The organism is Paenibacillus foliorum, assembly GCF_013141765.1.
GTDB classification, from domain to species: Bacteria; Bacillota; Bacilli; order Paenibacillales; family NBRC-103111; genus Paenibacillus_S; species Paenibacillus_S foliorum.
This window is the reverse complement of record NZ_WHOD01000070.1, coordinates 314,832-332,854: the sequence shown is the minus strand read 5'-3', so window position 1 is coordinate 332,854 and position 18,023 is coordinate 314,832. Positions and strand designations below refer to the sequence as shown.

General features: G+C 46.2%; 10 protein-coding genes. 9 read left to right on the top strand and 1 reads right to left on the bottom strand.

The window, feature by feature from the left end:
• The first annotated feature begins 44 nt into the window (after window positions 1-44).
• The 9 genes from GC093_RS20130 (at window position 45) to GC093_RS20090 (ending at window position 16,010) form a co-directional block, all read left to right on the top strand.
• Window positions 45-899, top strand: coding sequence for a 16S rRNA (uracil(1498)-N(3))-methyltransferase (locus GC093_RS20130; RefSeq protein WP_171653666.1), 855 nt, complete (start codon window positions 45-47; stop codon window positions 897-899).
• A gap of 3 nt (window positions 900-902) precedes the next feature.
• A complete protein-coding gene (gene mtaB / locus GC093_RS20125; RefSeq protein ID WP_171653665.1) occupies window positions 903-2,249 on the top strand; it encodes a tRNA (N(6)-L-threonylcarbamoyladenosine(37)-C(2))-methylthiotransferase MtaB in 1,347 nt (448 codons plus the stop codon).
• A gap of 55 nt (window positions 2,250-2,304) precedes the next feature.
• Complete coding sequence (locus GC093_RS20120) at window positions 2,305-2,751, top strand: NUDIX hydrolase (protein ID WP_216624706.1); 447 nt, start codon at window positions 2,305-2,307, stop codon at window positions 2,749-2,751.
• Window positions 2,752-3,453: a deoxyribose-phosphate aldolase gene (gene deoC, locus GC093_RS20115; RefSeq protein ID WP_171653664.1), complete on the top strand. Its 702-nt coding sequence runs from the start codon at window positions 2,752-2,754 to the stop codon at window positions 3,451-3,453. It begins immediately after the preceding gene.
• A 220-nt stretch (window positions 3,454-3,673) separates the two neighbouring features.
• Window positions 3,674-5,047, top strand: a complete 1,374-nt coding sequence (locus tag GC093_RS20110; RefSeq protein WP_171653663.1) for a class I SAM-dependent rRNA methyltransferase — start codon at window positions 3,674-3,676, stop codon at window positions 5,045-5,047.
• 243 nt (window positions 5,048-5,290) lie between these two features.
• Window positions 5,291-5,890, top strand: a complete 600-nt coding sequence (locus GC093_RS20105) for a nitroreductase family protein (RefSeq protein WP_171653662.1) — start codon at window positions 5,291-5,293, stop codon at window positions 5,888-5,890.
• Window positions 5,891-6,184: 294 nt separating this feature from the next.
• A complete protein-coding gene (gene addB / locus GC093_RS20100; RefSeq protein WP_171653661.1) occupies window positions 6,185-9,913 on the top strand; it encodes a helicase-exonuclease AddAB subunit AddB in 3,729 nt (1,242 codons plus the stop codon).
• Window positions 9,894-13,781: a helicase-exonuclease AddAB subunit AddA gene (gene addA / locus GC093_RS20095; RefSeq protein WP_171653660.1), complete on the top strand. Its 3,888-nt coding sequence runs from the start codon at window positions 9,894-9,896 to the stop codon at window positions 13,779-13,781. Before addB ends, addA begins: the two co-directional genes overlap by 20 nt.
• A gap of 33 nt (window positions 13,782-13,814) precedes the next feature.
• Complete coding sequence (locus tag GC093_RS20090; RefSeq protein WP_171653659.1) at window positions 13,815-16,010, top strand: stalk domain-containing protein; 2,196 nt, start codon at window positions 13,815-13,817, stop codon at window positions 16,008-16,010.
• Here GC093_RS20090 and GC093_RS20085 read toward each other — a convergent pair.
• Window positions 16,005-17,960, bottom strand: a complete 1,956-nt coding sequence (locus GC093_RS20085) for an FAD-dependent oxidoreductase (RefSeq protein ID WP_171653658.1) — start codon at window positions 17,958-17,960, stop codon at window positions 16,005-16,007. The two genes, GC093_RS20090 and GC093_RS20085, sit on opposite strands and share 6 nt — an antisense overlap.
• Window positions 17,961-18,023 lie beyond the last annotated feature (63 nt).

The following is an 18,023-nucleotide window of genomic DNA, read 5'->3' as shown; positions in this document are numbered from 1 at the left end:
CAATAGAGATCATCAATTAAGCTAGACAGAAAGTAGAGAAGAGCATGCAGCGTTATTTTATTGCACCTGAACTTTTTGCCGATAACTCTGTAACTATTATGGGGGATGACGCCCACCATATAATCCGTGTCATGCGGGCAAAAGTCGGGGAAAAGATTATTGTCAGCGATGGCGTGAACCGTGAAGCGTTAGTTCGGATTAATGAGATGGGTAAGGATCAGGTGTTTGCCGATATTGTGGAGCTTCTTGAAATGAACCATGAGCCTGCTGTCGAGGTTTGGATTGCGCAAAGTTTGCCTAAAGGCGATAAAATGGAGCTGGTGATCCAAAAGGGGACAGAGATCGGGGCAGGTAGGTTTATTCCTTTTGTATCTGAACGAACGGTTGTACAGCTTGACGCCAAAAAAGAGGGCAAACGCGTGGAGCGTTGGCAGAAGATCGCTAAGGAAGCAGCTGAACAAGCACATCGCAACAGGATTCCTGCAGTAGATGCTCCACTGTCATGGAAACAGCTGCTCCAGTGTGCAACACAAGCTGATGCGGCATGGATTTGCTATGAGAAGCAAGACGGCTTGCAGCTGCGCCAAGAGATTCAAGCCGCTTTGTCCGTGATGAAGGATGTGGCGGCTCCAATAGATTCCGGTTTGAACTCTGTAACGATTGAGGATAAAGCAATGCCTGTTTCCTTAAAGACGCGATCTGAAAGCCAGCAGGCAAAGCCTAAGTTAATGCTGATCGTTGGTCCTGAAGGGGGCTTCAGCGAGCGGGAGATAGAAGCGGCAGAGGCAGCAGGATGCAGGTCCATCAGTCTTGGCCGGCGTATTTTGCGGACGGAGACAGCTGCGATGGTCGGACTAACCTGTATTTTGTACGAATCCGGAGAGATGGGAGGACAATAATAAATGGCTACAGTAGCATTTCATACATTAGGTTGTAAAGTGAATTTTTACGATACAGAAGCTATTTGGCAGCTGTTCAAGCACGAAGGCTATGAGCAGGTTGATTTTGAAACAACGGCTGACATTTATGTTATTAATACATGCACCGTAACTAATACAGGCGATAAAAAGAGCCGTCAGATGATCCGCCGCGCCATTCGCCGCAATCCCGAAGCAATTGTTGCAGTCACTGGCTGTTACGCGCAAACCTCGCCTGCAGAAATATTGGCGATCCCTGGCGTTGATCTAGTCATCGGGACACAGGACCGGGATAAAATCATCCCTTACGTCCAGCAGCTGAATCAAGAGCGTCAGCCGATCAATGCTGTCCGCAATATTATGAAAACTCGCCAGTTCGAAGAACTGGATGTTCCTGATTTTGCAGACCGTACGCGGGCTTTCTTGAAAATTCAGGAGGGCTGTAACAATTTCTGTACCTTCTGTATTATTCCTTGGTCACGTGGATTGATGCGCAGCCGTGAACCGGAAAGCGTTATTAAACAAGCTCGGATGCTGGTTGATGCGGGTTATCAGGAAATTGTATTGACAGGGATTCACACGGGCGGATATGGCGAGGATATAGAAAATTACAGTTTGGCTAAGCTGCTGTGGGATTTGGATAAAGTCGAGGGCTTGAAGCGAATCCGAATCAGCTCTATTGAAGCGAGTCAAATTACCGATGAAGTGCTGGATGTTCTTAAGAATTCGGACAAAATGTGCCGACATCTGCACATTCCGCTTCAGGCTGGCGATGATCGAGTATTGGCAAGAATGCGCCGTAAATATACAACAGCTGAGTTTGCCAGTAAAATTGAGCAAATTCATAAGATTATGCCAGGTGTCGCGATTACAACTGACGTCATTGTCGGATTCCCAGGTGAAACTGAGGAAATGTTCCGCAATGGATACAAGTTTATGGAGCAAATGCAATTCTCTGAAATGCATGTATTTCCTTATTCCAAGCGTACAGGAACACCAGCAGCACGTATGGAAGATCAGGTTGATGAGGAATTGAAAAATGCTCGTGTCCATGAGCTGATCGACTTATCTGAACGTATGCAGCTGACCTATGCGCAGAAATATGTGGGACAGGTGCTGGAAGTAATACCAGAACGCGCACATAAAGGCGAGGCTGGCAGTGGTCTTATTATGGGCTATTCGGATAATTATTTACAGGTTGTTTTTGAAGGCAGTGAGGATTGGGTAGGTAGTGTATGCAAGGTAAAAGTAACGGAAGCAGGAGTTAACGAGTGCCGCGGCCAACTGGTGCGTACTCTGGATTTGTCTCATGCTCAGGCAGTGAATGTGTAGTGACTAGCAAGGATTTCATTCCTATTGAGGGATGAAGTCCTTATTCTTTCTCCTAATGGAAAGGGTGGTTGGTGTGAGAGAAATTTCCGCAGGCGGTGTCGTGTATTGGAAAAACGGGAATGAACTGAAAATCCAGATGATTCAGGACCGTTACGGCAAAATAACACTTCCTAAAGGCAAAATGGAGCCTGGGGAAACGGTGGAGCAGACCGCTCTGCGGGAAATTTTAGAGGAAACAGGTATTGTAGGGGCTATTACGGAGCCGCTCGAAATTATTACATATCAGTTTACATTAACTAACGTCGGGTTGGTTGATAAAGAGGTTCATTATTTTTTAGTGGAAGCCAAGAGCGGTGAGCTGCAAGCGCAGGTCGAAGAAATTCGTGGTGTTGAATGGCTTGATCCTATGAATGCTTGGTATCAGCAGAAGCACTTCGGTTATGGGAATAACGATTCAGTAATGAAAAAAGCATTACATTCCTTGGGATATGAGGTGAAATAAATGAGTGAAGCTAGAAAAGGGTTGTCCATCGATCCTAAACAAATTCCGTCTTATATAGATCACACTTTGCTTAAAGCGGATTCGAATGAACAAGCTGTCTTGAAGCTGTGCGATGAGGCGATGAAATATGGATTCTACAGTGTGTGCGTAAATGGTGTTTGGGTGCCTGTTTGCAAAAAAGCGCTAGCAGGAAGTGAGGTTCATATCAGTGTTGTTTGCGGCTTTCCTCTGGGTGCCAATGACAGTACGGTAAAAGCCTTTGAAGCAGCTAAAGCGGCAGAAGCCGGTGCTGATGAGATTGATATGGTGCTGCAGGTAGGACGGCTGTTGGAAGGGAATTATGACGCGGTACGCGCAGATATTCGGGCAGTCGTTCAAGCAGTCCAAGGACAGGCAATAGTTAAAGTGATTTTTGAAACGGGCTTCTTAAATGAGGAGCAGAAAATGATAGCTTGCCGGTTATCCGAGGAGGCAGGCGCCCATTATGTAAAAACATCTACAGGTTTCGGTCCCGGCGGCGCAACCATCGAAGATATTAGTTTGATGAGAGCAAACGTTTCTGCTTCGATCGGTGTTAAAGCATCAGGTGGCGTCCGTGACCTTGAAACCGCTCTGAAGATGATTGAAGCCGGTGCAACTCGCCTCGGAACGAGCTCAGGGGTTGCAATTGTGAATGGTCTTAAAGACAATAGTTCTTACTAGTTTGCAAAGGGATTTACGTGTCCCGTAGGGACGAAAGTGATAGTTCACTTCAGTAACAAGGGAGTGGCTATTGAATGCCCCAACCAAACTTTCCGGTGTCCAGAGGGCGTAGTCCTTGGGGCTCTCCTAAGAGCTTTGCGTAGCAAAGCTTACTTCGGAAGTATCAGCCTAGAGGGGGTTTGGGAGGGTAGGAAAACACACAAGAGATGGGGAACCGATCGTGCCCGCAGTTTACTTAGATAAAAAAAGAAAAAAACGGCTTGAAGCCGGACATCCTTGGATTTACAAATCCGAGATGGAACGCACCGAAGGAGAACCTGTTCCGGGACAATTGGTATCGGTACATTCACATTTGGGGCAATATCTTGCAACCGGCTATTGGAATCCAGCATCACAAATTACGGTACGTATTGTTGCCTATGAGCCGATTGAGGAGATGACTCAAGCCTTTTTTGTGGAACGGTTTCTTCGCTGTCTGGAACAACGAGAGCGGTTTGTGCCAGGTGCCCTCTCGTACCGGCTTGTTTATGGGGAAGCGGATTTTTTGCCGGGATTAATTGTTGACCGCTTTGAAGATGTACTTGTTGTACAGCTGCTGACCCTCGGTATGGACCGAGTAAAAGATGCAATCGTATCGGCCCTAGTTGAGGTAATGCAACCAAAGGGGATTTACGAGCGCAGTGATGTGAATGTACGTGAGCTGGAAGGTTTGGAACTGCGTAAAGGACTTCTGTACGGCGAATGTCCACGTCATGTTCAAATTACAGAAAACGGCCTTTTGTTGGAGATCGATATTATGGAAGGTCAGAAGACAGGCTATTTCTTCGATCAACGAGAAAATCGCGCTGCTATTGCGCCATTAATGACGGGCTGGGGAAAGCGAAGCGGTATTGAACTTCAAGAGCTGCCAGCCGAAGATGGCTCTGGCGGTACTGTCAAGGTTCCTGTAAATGCTAATGGCAAAACGGTTACATTTCCTTTATGGGATGGCGCTACGGTGCTGGAATGCTTTTCGCATACAGGCAGCTTCACTTTGAATGCTTGCAAGTATGGAGCGAAGAAGGTAACCTGCCTTGACATTTCGGAGCATGCTGTGGAAAGTGCACGAACAAATGTTAAGCTTAACGGCTTCGAGGATCGTGTAGAGTTCGTTGTTGCTGATGCTTTCGAATACTTGCGTCAGCAGGTCAAGGGACTGGATCAGCGCCAGGAAAGAAGCTTGGCTGATGTGAAAAAGGTCGATACATCAAAACCACTGGAGACTAAGAGCAGGACTTGGGATGTAGTTATACTGGATCCGCCTGCATTTGCCAAAACAAAAAGCGCAGTCGAAGGGGCTTGCAGAGGCTACAAGGATATCAACCTGCAAGGAATGAAGCTCGTTAATGAAGGCGGCTATTTGGTTACTGCCAGCTGCTCCTATCACATGAAGCCGGACTTGTTTCTTGAGACGATTCATGCAGCCGCAACGGATGCGAAAAAAATATTGCGCTTAATAGAGTTCCGAGAGGCTGGTAAGGATCATCCGCGGATTTTGGGTGTAGATGAAGGGCATTACTTGAAATTTGCTATATTTGAAGTACGAAGTAAGTAATGTTGTACCGTCGTTCTAATGGAACGGCGGTTTTTTATTACAAACGTTTCTTCCATGCTTTGTTTTTTAATGTACAATTTATTTGGATTGCTGCTATGGTCTATTAGCCTGTTGAAAAAGTTCTATCTTGCTTATATAATCATAATGATAATTATTCTCAAGTACAGAATCATATTATTTAGGAATCCACATCAAAAAGACTTGAAATAAATAAACTTTGATTCAAGCAAAGGTGGTAATCATATGAACCAAGAAACTCTTAGCACGATAGGATTATGGGAAGCGATCCGTGATAGACGAAGCGTTGGTAAAGTGAAACAAGACCCTCTGGAACGCAAGGATATTGAAAAATTACTTGAAGCTGCGGCATGGGCTCCAAATCATCACACAACGGAACCATGGCGTTTCTTCGTCATGACTGGACAAGGCAGGCAAGTGCTGGGTGACGCTTACGCAGATATTGGAATGAAGGAGATGGATCAGAAGAAGACTGCCGAGGAACTGGAGATCTCGCGTAAAAAACATGCAGACAAAGCATTTCGTGCCCCAGTTGTTATTGCAGTAGCAGTATCGCCGTCCTCGGCAGCAGGAGTTAACCAAATGGAGGAATTTGCAGCTGTCCATTCCGCTGTGCAAAACATGCTTCTAGCAGCACATGGCATGGGCTTTGGTGCTGTTTGGCGTACAGGAGAGCCTGCTTATCATCCTCGAATGAAGCAAGCGTTTGGTCTGTCAGAAACCGAACAGATTGTTGGTTTAATCTATGTAGGATACCCTGCTAATCCGCAGCAGCCAGGCAAAAGAGAATCTGTTGCCGCGAAAACAGTATGGATCACTGAATAACCCTATTGAGAGTTTCAAGAGCCCGCATATCTCCTTTTTGGACGATAAGCCGGGCTCTTTTTTCTCGAAAAACAAAAACATACGTTCTCATTATGTGTTATAATTTTTAAGACTCCCATAACATCCCTTACCATCAAGCACTTATATTTGGTAGAATAATATAATTGCAAGAGTTGCTTGTGAAGTAAGTTTCTGCTGGAATTTAGCAGAGCTTCCCAGATAAGTTTCACTAAGCTTACGAACGATACGAAGAAGTTTTCCTGAGGGAGAACATTTAGTTTAGGAGGATACATAATGGCTCTGCGTTTTGTGCTGGGAAGAACCGGCAGCGGGAAAAGCGACTATTGCCTGAGCAGCATCAAAGACAAGCTGTTGGAGGCGCCGAATGGACGACCATTGATTTTATTAGTGCCCGAACAGGCCACCTCTCTTGCGGAGTACGCTCTCGTCTCATCACCGGAGTTAGGCGGGACACTGCGTGCGCAAGTATTAAGCTTTCATAGACTGGCATGGCGCGTTATGCAGGAAGTAGGGGGCACAGCGCGTCTACCGATCGATGGAACTGGAAAAATGCTGCTTTTACATAAAATATTAAACAAGCATCGTGACAGCTTACAATTATTTCATACATCCACTGAACAAATGGGCTTTATTGAAAAGCTAGGCGAACTGTTTACGGAATTTAAAAGGTACTGTATTACTGCTGACGGACTTGTGGATTTCGCTGCAAATGTACAATTGAAATCGAATAATTCAATGCTGCTTACGGACAAGCTGCATGACCTGCGGCTGCTGTATAGAGAATTCGAGCTGGAATTATCCAAAGCTTATCTGGACGGAGAAGATTATTTAACGCTGCTGGCTGAACAATTACAGCACTCTGAGTATGTTCAGGGGGCTGAATGCTGGATTGATGGATTTCACGGTTTTACACCACAAGAGTTTGCAGTCGTTGAGGGCTTAGCAAGCCGATGCAGCAGTATAACTTTGACACTTACCTTAGACAAGGAATATCGTTTGGGACAAAAACTGAATGATCTGGATCTCTTTCATCCGCCTGCTCGTACGATGCTGCAATTGCAGGAACGACTGGACCGTCTTCAGATACCTTTGGAAGAGACGCTAATATTGCCGTCCCAGCCTCCAGTTCGCTTCAAGGAAAGCCCAATGCTTGCTTATATGGAGGGTGCTTTTGAGCAGCGTCTGAAGAAACCCTATCCAGCGGGAGATCCTGTTGGTCGGGAAGGGACGGGTGTTCGCTTATCCGCTGCTGTAAGCCGTAGGGCGGAAGTGGAAGGAGCGGCAAGAGATATTTTGCGGTTGGTTCGGGACGGAGGTCTTCGCTATCGGGATATTGCAGTTACAGTAAGAAATGCAGAAGGATATGGGGAATTGCTGGGCATGACGTTTACTGATTTCGGGATACCCCATTTTTTCGATCAAAAAAGGTCGGTAATGGATCACCCATTGGTTGAGCTGATTCGATCTGCTATGGAAGTTATTCTGCATTACTGGAAATACGAAGCGATATTTCGTTGCACGAAAACAGGGTTCTTTCTTCCGCTTAGCTCGGATGAGAATCCGAATAATCTCGACCGCCATGCGATGGATCAACTGGAAAATTACGTGCTAGCATTCGGTATTCAAGGTGCTAGATGGTTTGATGGTAAACCGTGGACATTTTCGCTGCGTTCTAGCTTGGAGCAGCCTGATGCAGAGGTCAATGAAGCAGAAGCCGCTTATTTACATAAAATTAATGCAAGCCGCAGACAATTTGCAGTGCCATTGCATCAATTTCAAGAGGAAATGAAGAAATCCAAGACAGTTAGGTCCAAGGTGAAGACGCTTTTCCGTTTGTTGACTGATCTGAAAGTGCCTGAGAGGCTTGAAAGCTGGAGCCAAGCAGCTGTACATGCTGGAAATACGGAAAAGGCCAGGGAGCATTCACAGGTATGGGACCGAATAATCGATATGCTCGATCAGCTTGTCGAAGTGATGGATGAAGAGGAAGTATCTGTAGAAACATTTGTGGGGCTTCTTGAAGCAGGGTTGGAAAGCATTAAGCTGGGACTTGTGCCTCCGTCTTTGGATCAAGTGCTGATTGGAAGTATGGACCGTACCCGAATGGGAAGCGTTAAGCATGTGTTTGTGTTGGGTGTTAACGATGGAGTTATTCCTTCAAAAATGAATGAGGATAGCGTACTGTCCGAGCAGGAAAGGGAAACGCTGACGGATTTCGGTCTTCCGATGGCGGAAGGAAGCAGAAGAAAGCTGCTTGATGAGCAATTTTTAATTTATTGTGCATTCTGCACTCCTTCGGAATGTTTATGGTTGAGTTATCCACTAGCTGATGAAGAAGGGAAATCGCTTCTGCCATCCGATGTGATCAGGCATATGAAACGGATGTTTCCTTTTGTTAAAGAACGTCTTTTATTGAACGAGCCGACTTCGACTATGGGCATGGATGAACAACTCGATTATGTGGAGTATCCGAGCAAAGCCATGTCTCACCTGATTGTCCAGCTTAAGCAATCAATGAGAGGAGAGTCGGTCTCAGGAGTCTGGTGGGCTGTTTACAACTGGTTTATACGACAGCCGGGTTGGGAGAAGCGACTGAGGTTATTGATGCAGTCACTGCTTTATACGAATGAGGCAAAGCCATTAAGCAACTCAGTAAGCCGCCAGCTATACGGAGAGCATGTGCTTACAAGTGTGTCGAGGATGGAACGATTTGTCGCCTGTCCGTTCTCGCAATTTGCTTCCCATGGCTTACGCCTTCAGGAAAGACGAATATATCGTCTGGAAGCTCCTGATATCGGACAGCTGTTTCATGCTGCACTCAGCATGTTCGCAGGGCAGGTGGCAAGCCTAGGCGGCCATTGGAGCAGGCTTACCTCTGAGGAGTGCTTATCGATTGCTGGTGATGTGGTAGACCTGCTAGCTCCAAGGCTTCAAAGCGAAATTTTGTTCAGCTCAAAGCGGCATCATTATATAACACGGAAGCTGAAACAGGTGGTGGGCCGAGCAGCTATGATGCTTGGTGAGCATGCACGACGCGGTCAGTTTGAGCCCATCGGCTTAGAGATCGGGTTCGGAGAGGGACAGCCGATTCCCCCATTATCCTACATTCTAGAGAATGGTGTGCGGATGGATGTGAGGGGAAGAATCGATCGGGTGGATCGGGCAGATACAGAACAAGGTACGCTGCTTCGTGTCATTGACTATAAATCAAGTCCTACCGCCCTCCATCTTGCCGAGGTTTTCTATGGATTGTCGCTGCAGATGCTAACGTATTTGGATGTTATTTTAACTCATTCCAAAGAATGGCTTGGTACTGAGGCCAAGCCTGCAGGGGTGCTCTATTTCCACGTTCACAACCCGCTGCTTCAGCTCAAAAACCGTATATCGGCGGATAAGGCGGATGAAGAGCTGCGCAAACGATTCAAAATGAGAGGGCTGATAAATGCTGATGCTCAAACAGCTCATTTGATGGACAGCGCGTTGGTTGGTTCCAGTGGTCATTCCCAATTAATTCCGGTAGCTTTGAAGGCTGATGGAAGCTTTTATAAATCATCCTCCGTTGCCGATGAAGGGCAGTGGAATGTGCTGCGGAGTTACGTGCGTGGTGCTATTAAAGGAATCGGTTCATCGATGACCGGAGGCAATGTAGATATTGAGCCTTACCGGATGGGGGCGGAAGCGGCCTGTACGTTCTGTTCCTATAAACCAGTTTGCCAATTTGATTCCCAGTTCGAAGCTAATCAATTCAAAGTCCTAAAGCCGTTGGGCAAGGACCGTGCGTTGGAGTTGATGAAGGAAGGACTGGAGAAACGAGGGGCAGCTAATGTGGTCGCATTACGTGCTTCCAGAGCAGGCGGCTGGAACCGTACAGCCTCAATTATTGATATTGAGCCCGAGGGAGAGAATGAGCAGCAATATTTGGATTTAGACAATGCTAACGATGCTGGCTTCGCTAAAGCGAAGTCTTCAGGAGGTACATCGGATGATCAACAAGATAACTAAGCCTGAAGGCACCTCATGGACGGATGATCAATGGGACGCTATTTCTATACATGGACATGATATGTTGGTAGCGGCTGCAGCAGGCTCAGGAAAGACTGCTGTGCTTGTAGAGCGGATAATAAGCAGGGTATCCGATGAGATAAATCCTGTAGACGTAGACCGACTGCTGGTAGCGACCTTTACTAAAGCTGCTGCAGCGGAAATGAGACACCGGATCAGTGAAGCTCTGGAGAAGGCGTTAGAGCGAAATTCTGGATCTGACCATCTTCGTCGTCAGCTTGCTCTGATTGGAAGAGCACCAATTACAACGCTGCATTCCTTTTGCCTCGAGGTTATTCAGACACATTACCAAAGAATCGGCTTAGATCCTGGTTTTCGCATAGCAAATGAGACCGAGAGCGAGCTTATGCGTCAGGATCTGATTGAGGAGCTGTTCGAGGAGCGATACGGCGAATCGACTGAGGAGAGTGACTTCTGGCGTTTGGTTGATTGGTTTAGCGGAGAGAGAAACGATGATGCGTTATTCCGCTTGGTGCAGCGTCTGTATGATGAATCACGCAGTCATCCCCAGCCATCCAAGTGGCTGCGAGAGACGGCGGCGATGTTCGAGAAGAGGCCAGATGTGCCGAATCCATGGCTGCCGAGTTTACTGGCATCTGTTCAGCTGGAGCTGGAGGGAATAGTTTCAATATTGGATGAAGCCGTACTGATTGCGGAGCAGCCAGGAGGACCAGAGCCTTATTTGCACAATTTGCATGAGGATTTGGAAGCTGTGACCTATTTGCAGGAAGTGGCAGCTTACTCTTGGGAGCATCTGTATGATTCATTCCAAGGAACTTCCTTTGGAAAATTAAAGCCGTGTAGAGGCGATCAATATAATAAGGTATTGCAGGAACAGGTTAAGGATTTAAGAAATAAGGCTAAGGACCAGTTGTCCGGAATGGCCGAAGAATTGTTCTCGCGGACCGTGGAGCAGTATGATGATGAGCTGCAGGTCATGGCGCCTTTGATGAAAGCATTGGTTGAGCTAGTCATTGAATTTGGAAGCCGTTATCAGGAAGCAAAGAAGACTAAAGGACTTGTTGATTTTGGCGATTTGGAGCATTTTTGCCTGCAAATATTGTGCATTGAGGATCCAGCTTCAGGAGAAATACTCCCTTCCCAGGTCGCCATCGGATATCGGGAACGATTTGTTGAGGTTCTGCTTGACGAATATCAGGATACTAACAGAGTTCAAGAAGCGATAGTTTCTTTTATCTCCCGCGAAGCACCAGGCAACCGATTTATGGTTGGAGACGTTAAACAAAGTATTTATCGATTCCGGCTGGCGGAGCCTGGATTGTTTCTGGAGAAGTACAAAAGATACAAAACCGGACAAAGTGAACCGGGACAAAGAATCGATCTAGCAAAAAATTTCCGCAGCCGACCGAAGGTGGTTGATGGGGTCAACTATATTTTTCATCAGCTGATGGGGGAAACGGTCGGAGAAATTGAATATGATGAGCGTGCAGAGCTTGTTTTTGGAGCCAGTTACTATCCGGAATGGAACCAGATATCGAATGGTTCCGATTCTGTTGAGCTGCTATTGATAGATTGTTCAGAAGATAACTTAGGTGAACCTGACGAGCAAGAAAGCGAGGTTTCCAGACAGCAGGATACTGAAACGGGTGGAAATGATTTCTCCGAGCGGGATGCTGCGGACATTTCAGACCCCGCGAGTGAAGCGCGTGAACTGGAAACGGTCCAGCTTGAAGCCCGGATGATTGCATCGCAAATCCGCAAGCTGCTGGGTATGGATGGAGAGCATGTGTTTCAAGTGCTTGACAAGTCGAACGGTGGTCAAAGGGATATTACATTCCGTGATATGGTTATTTTGCTTAGAGCGACACAGCAGTGGTCTCCTGTTTTAATTGAAGAACTACGGCTGCAGGGAATACCTGCTTATGCTGAGTTGAATACAGGATATTTCTCAGCTACAGAGGTTGAAGTTCTGCTCTCTTTGTTGAAAATAATAGACAATCCGTTTCAGGATATTCCGCTTGCCTCTGTACTGCGTTCGCCCATCGTTCAATTGAGTACAGAAGAATTAGCTGAAATCCGGATTTATGGTAAATACAGCAGCTTTTATGAAGCTGTGTGTGCATATTCTTGGAGAAATGATAACGGTGATGAACCTTCACCTAATGTGGCACTGCAAGGTAAGCTCAGCCGCTTTCTTAAGCAGCTTGAAGCTTGGCGTCAGGAGGCGCAGCAAGGTGCGCTGGCGGATCTGATATGGAATATTTACCGTGTCACCGGTTTTTATGATATTGCTGGAGGGCTTCCTGGTGGACAGCAGAGGCAGGCTAATCTAAGAGCCTTGTATGACCGAGCACGGCAGTATGAATCGACCTCCTTTCGCGGTTTATTCCGCTTTTTACGCTTCGTTGAAAGGATGAAGGATAGTGGAGGTGATTTAGGGACGGCTCGTGCTCTTGGAGAGCAGGAGGATGTAGTCCGTATCATGTCTATTCATAAAAGCAAAGGGTTGGAGTTCCCGGTTGTTTTTGTTGCAGGGATGGCGAAACGGTTTAATCAAAGGGATTTAACGGACTCCTTTATGGTTCACAAGGATTTAGGATTCGGACCGAAATTCATGGATGCAGAGGCTAGAATTAGCTATCCGACATTACCGTGGCTTGCCATCCGGCGCAAAATGCGCATGGAAATGCTTGCTGAAGAGATGCGTGTGCTTTATGTAGCCTTGACCCGGGCAAGGGAAAAGCTATATTTGCTGGCAACAGTGAAAGAAACCGATAAGCTTATTCAGAACTGGGCGCGTTATATTGTACATGATAAGCTGCTGCTGCCTGATGATGCGTTAGCGAAAGCACGCAGTTATTTGGACTGGATTGGTCCCGCGCTTATGCGACATCCCGATGGGGGTGTGTTGCGTGAACACGCAGGAGCATCACAGCAAATCCCGGCAATTTTTGCGAAGGAGTCTTCGCGTTGGCATGTACAGCTGGTTCGTCCTGAATTGTTTGCAGCAATTGCTGAAGCTGCGGGGAGCCATGAAGTATCTCAGGAGTGGAGGCAAGCCGTTCTGGCGCTAGAGCCAAGCAATGAAGGTGGCCAGTTTGAAGCGCAAGTAGGGCGTAAGCTTTCTTGGCGTTATGAGAATATTCAAGCTTCATCTCTTCTTGCGAAGACATCGGTAACCGAGCTGAAGCGGATGTCCGAGCATCATAAGCTTCTGGAGCTGGTCTCGGACGAGCCGATATATCCAGACGCCTCTCAAGGTAAGACTTATAGGCCTGCCATAGTTCGGAGACCCCGGTTTATGGAGCAGTCTCAATTAAATGCTGCTGAGCGAGGGACGGTATTCCATTCCGTCATGCAGCATATGAGGCTCAGTGCTCAGCCTTCTGAATTGGATATTAAGGAAACCTTAGCCGATATGGTTCGTAGAGAACTGTTGACGGAAGCTCAGAGTGCTGTAGTAGAGCCGGATGTCATTGTGTCATTTTTTCGCAGTGAGCTTGGAATGAGGCTGCTTAGATCTCCACAAGTCCATCGTGAGATGCCGTTCAGCTACGGCTTACCGGCAGGCGAGGTATATGGGGTGACAGATGCAGCGATAGCGAGTGAAACGGTAATGCTTCAAGGGGTTATTGATTGTATTTTTGAGGAGGGACAAGGCTTAGTCCTGCTAGATTATAAAACGGACCATCTGAAAGGAAGCGTATCTGCTGCATTGGACGGAATGCGTGAACGCTATCGTTTACAGCTTGATTTATATGCAAAAGCAGTAGAACGAATATGGAAGCGCCCGGTTATTGGAAAATATATCTTTTTATTTGACGGAGCTCATATTTTGGAGCTGTAGGTAAAGGTTGAGAAGAGGGGGGCAGAAGTCATTATGGCTTTTTTTAAAAGGCATACATCCCGCTGGATTAAAGGGTTGCTGGCGATAACAGTTGCTTCTGGATTACTCGCTGGAGCTCCGGCTGTGCAGGCCGACCCAATATGGGATCAATGGAAAGCTGCTGAATCAGCAGTTAACCGAGGGAAGCCGGAAGAAGCTGTGCCGCATTGGAAGTATCTTGTCGAACACTATGCATCCAGTGGGGATTGGCAGAGTGCAGCTCTCTTTTGCGGATGGCTGGACGAGTATTATGATAGTATTCAGGATTATGAGAATGCCATCTACTATTACGAACTAGAAAATGAGTACTGGCTAAAATTCGGTAAGGACTGGGGTGCCGTTGACATTCAGCGCGCCGAACAGATCCGAACCATTGCAGATGTTTATATGTCATCGCCCAATGAGGATGTAGTAAGGCGTCAGGCAGCACCCTCGAATGGTAAATTGGCTAAGTTTGAACCGGAGTACGGTACGTACATTGGACTGTATTCTGAACAGGATCCGGCGATGCAAAATAATTTCACGAAATCCGAAGCTTTATATGGAAAGAAGCATGCATTATATTTGGCTTATTCTCCCTATGACAACCCCTTTCCGAAGCAATATGCGGTCAGAGCCAAAGAAGCAGGGTCCGCTCTGCAAATAGCGTGGGAGCCAAGTAAAGGTCTCGATTCGGTCAATGATGACGCTCATTTACGGGAGTGGGCTCGTGCAGCAAAAGCGTCAGGTATTCCGATTTTTCTTCGCTATGCAAGTGAGATGAATGGGAACTGGGTAGTGTGGCACGGAGACCCGCAGAAATATATCGAGAAATTTCGGTTGGTTCATGACGTTATGGCCCAAGAGGCACCCAATGTAGCGATGGTTTGGAGCCCTGGAGATGTCCCTGCGTACTCAATGGATGTTTATTATCCTGGTGATGATTATGTGGATTGGGTCGGGGTCAGTCTGTATACGGAGCCTTACGAAAATGGGGATCCTGCACAGAGCAATATGCAAGCTACGAGTCCGATTGAACGGCTTGATTCTTTTTACAAAACATATGCAGACCGTAAACCACTCATGCTCAGTGAAACAGCGGTTTCTCATTATGCGCATATTCCGCAGGAGTCGTTTACGGATTATGGTTTGTTGAATCTTCAGCGGTTGTATGAGATTATGCCTTTAAAATACCCGCGTTTAAAGTCAATCACTTATTTTAATGTCGATTTAAAAGACCGTGAATCCAGAAATAATTATTTACTTGGGGCCAATGACGCTATGAAGGCTTTATACTCCCAAATGATCACGGCGCCTTATTTTTTAACCAAAGTAGAGCAGGGAGCCAAACCGGCAGACCGTACAGGTCATGTGAAGCTATCTGTGAGTGGTGAAAACCTATTTGCAGGTAAAACGAAGATAACTCCTTGGGTGAAAATACCGGATATTTACATTGGGAAAATAGATTATTCCATTAACGGGGCAATTATTAGAACGGAAACAAGTCCACCTTTCGGGTTTGAACTGGATGCAGGGGATGTGCCGGATGGATCCTCATTGAAGCTGGAGGTTTACAACCGAAACGGCAGCAAGGCAGCTTCCCGAACTTTTTCGATTTCATCTGAAGTTAGTGTAGCCATTGACGGGAAACTGCAAAGCTACGAGCAGCCACCGATAATTAAAGAAGGCAGCACTTTAGTACCTCTAAGAGCTATCTTTGAATCGGTGGGGGCAACGGTTTCCTGGGATGCGGCAACGCAAACGGCTACAGGGAGTAAGGGAGATACGAAAGTATCTTTGAAAATAGGTGACCGCAAAGCCGTTAAAAATGGACAAACGGTTGAGCTGGAAGTTCCAGCCCAGTTAATTAACGGCTTCACGATGGCTCCGGCCCGATTCGTCGGCGAGGCCTTTGGCGGAGAGCTTCAATGGGACGGCAAGTCCAGAACGGTAAAGATCAAGACTGCGGACATAAGCAAGGCAAAAGCTGCAAGTCATTTGAGTTCAAGTAAATTCGCACTTTCGGATAAACCTGGAAACGAACAAGTGCAGGAATTTTCTGGGAATACAATGCAAATACAAGAGCAAAAACCCGATTCATTGGAATCGGGTTGGCTTTATCAACTTAAGGTATCCTTCAAATTAGCTCAGAGAAGTTTTAAAGCGGTCGCTTCGTTAATCTACTTGCTTCTTCCAAATTCCATTTTATAACAGAACACTAACTTTAACATCTTCCATCACAGCTTTCGCGACTTGACGTGCGCTTGAGAAAGCACGTTCCGCCAATTCCCCCTTGCCAACACAGCCATCTCCACAGAAATAAAATGGAACATGATCCAATCGCGTTGGCAGCAGCTGGTTCGTTACTATGTTTTTCACACTGGCAACCATAGCTTTCTTTGAAACCCGCTTGACAGCAGTTTCATCCCGCCAACCTGGGTAATAATGATCAAACAGGGATTCCATTTGCTTCGTTTTACTGTCCAAATAAGCTTTACGTTCCTCTTCATTTGTGAACTTTTCGCTTAAATAGGCGATCCCTTGCAGCAATTGTCCACCTTCTGGAACGAGCGTATGGTCGGTAGCTGAGACATCGCTGATGAACATCTTGTTATCCATATCACTGATATAGCTGAATGGGCGTGCCACTACGCGCTTTAAGCCTATATCATAGACCATTACCTCTGTTGCTGTGTTACTCTCATACGGTGCCAAGAAGGGCTCCCAAGGCGATCCCTTTAGCAGCTTGCCAATTTGCTGGACAGGCATGGCAAAAATAATTTTATCAAAAGCCATCTCCCGCGTTTTGGTCTTTAATACAAACTTGCGGTCTGCATAGCTCACTGCTTCCACACCCTCCTGGAGAGCCATTTCCCAGCGGCTGGAAATATCAATTTTTTGACGAAGCTGATTTGTTATTACAGCCCAGCTGCCTAGAACATAATTAACAGGACGACCGGATAAAAACAAATTGTGGTAATAATCGCTAATCACTGAGCCAGGAACTTTGCGTGCTTCCTCTGGAGTAATGAAGAAATTCGAGCAGACCAGATGTTCCCACAGCTCTTTCACGTCTTCATCTGCATCGGATTGAGCTAAATAGTCGCCAAGTGTTTTATAATGTTTAACATTGTGTATTTGCGCGATAATAGCCGTAATTTCTCCCACAAATCGAACCTTTTGCATCGGGTTCAAAAGGTCAGTCCGCATAAGATTAACAAAATCCAGTGGAGCGGGGGTCAATTGACCGTTTTTCGCGTACATGACCTTGCGTTTATCCACCTGCTTGGAACTGAATGAAAGTCCCAGCTCACGTTCCATAGTTGTTATTTCATGACGATCAATGCCGTAGATGGCATGTGCACCGTAATTTAATGTAAAACCAGCTTTCTCATACGTAAAAGCTCTTCCGCCCCATTGCGGACTCCGTTCAAATAGCACACCTTCTATACCGGCTTCCTCCGATAAATAGGCTGCCGCTGTTAAACCTGCTAAACCACCGCCAATAATGGCAACTTTCATTTTACTCGCCTCCATATTATTATGCGCAAGCCATTCTATGCCTGAAGAGGGTTTTCCTGAATCTGTAGAAACAAGCTCCGAATATTGTTCTGAACGTAAGCCTGACCAAATCCATGCGAGATTATTGCGCATTAAATCATTAAGAACTTGATCTTCTTGCGAGCACCATGTCAATAAAGTTCCTCTATAAGCTGTTACCAGCAGAGTTACCTTATTCGGATCTGGAAGCCAGCGGAGCAGTCGTTCGAACAATAATTGATACTGTTCCTCCTCGACGCTTTTTAATGCTTCATTCTGTAAAGATAACGCAATCAAGCTTTGAACAAGCTTGGGGTAAGCTTCAATATTAGAAGCCAAGTCTAATAACAGGCGGTTGATATGTCCTTCTAGCGATTGAACCTGTGAAGGGGTCCGTTCTGACCAATTATTAATGGTTTTGATCTGTTTCCGTGATACTTCACGCAAAATTTCATCTTTACCTTTAAAATAATGATAAAAAGTACCTTTGGATGTATTAGTTGCTGAAATAATGTCGTCTACGGAAACCTGCTCATAGCCTCGAGCCATGAATAACTGCAGGGCTACCTCTATCATATATTCGCGTTTTTTTCGTGTAGCCGCACGCATGAACCTGTTCATGAGAAGTATCACCTCATTTGTTCAACCAACATCTACTATCATTATAGTTAAAATTAGACTGCA

Bases quoted from the DNA above. Each gene is read 5' to 3' on its own strand.
- GC093_RS20130 (WP_171653666.1), top strand. From the start codon at position 45: ATGCAGCGTTATTTTATTGCACCTGAACTTTTTGCCGATAACTCTGTA.
- mtaB (WP_171653665.1), top strand. From the start codon at position 903: ATGGCTACAGTAGCATTTCATACATTAGGTTGTAAAGTGAATTTTTAC.
- GC093_RS20120 (WP_216624706.1), top strand. From the start codon at position 2,305: ATGGAAAGGGTGGTTGGTGTGAGAGAAATTTCCGCAGGCGGTGTCGTG.
- deoC (WP_171653664.1), top strand. From the start codon at position 2,752: ATGAGTGAAGCTAGAAAAGGGTTGTCCATCGATCCTAAACAAATTCCG.
- GC093_RS20105 (WP_171653662.1), top strand. From the start codon at position 5,291: ATGAACCAAGAAACTCTTAGCACGATAGGATTATGGGAAGCGATCCGT.
- addB (WP_171653661.1), top strand. From the start codon at position 6,185: ATGGCTCTGCGTTTTGTGCTGGGAAGAACCGGCAGCGGGAAAAGCGAC.
- addA (WP_171653660.1), top strand. From the start codon at position 9,894: ATGATCAACAAGATAACTAAGCCTGAAGGCACCTCATGGACGGATGAT.
- GC093_RS20090 (WP_171653659.1), top strand. From the start codon at position 13,815: ATGGCTTTTTTTAAAAGGCATACATCCCGCTGGATTAAAGGGTTGCTG.
- GC093_RS20085 (WP_171653658.1), bottom strand. From the start codon at position 17,960: ATGAACAGGTTCATGCGTGCGGCTACACGAAAAAAACGCGAATATATG.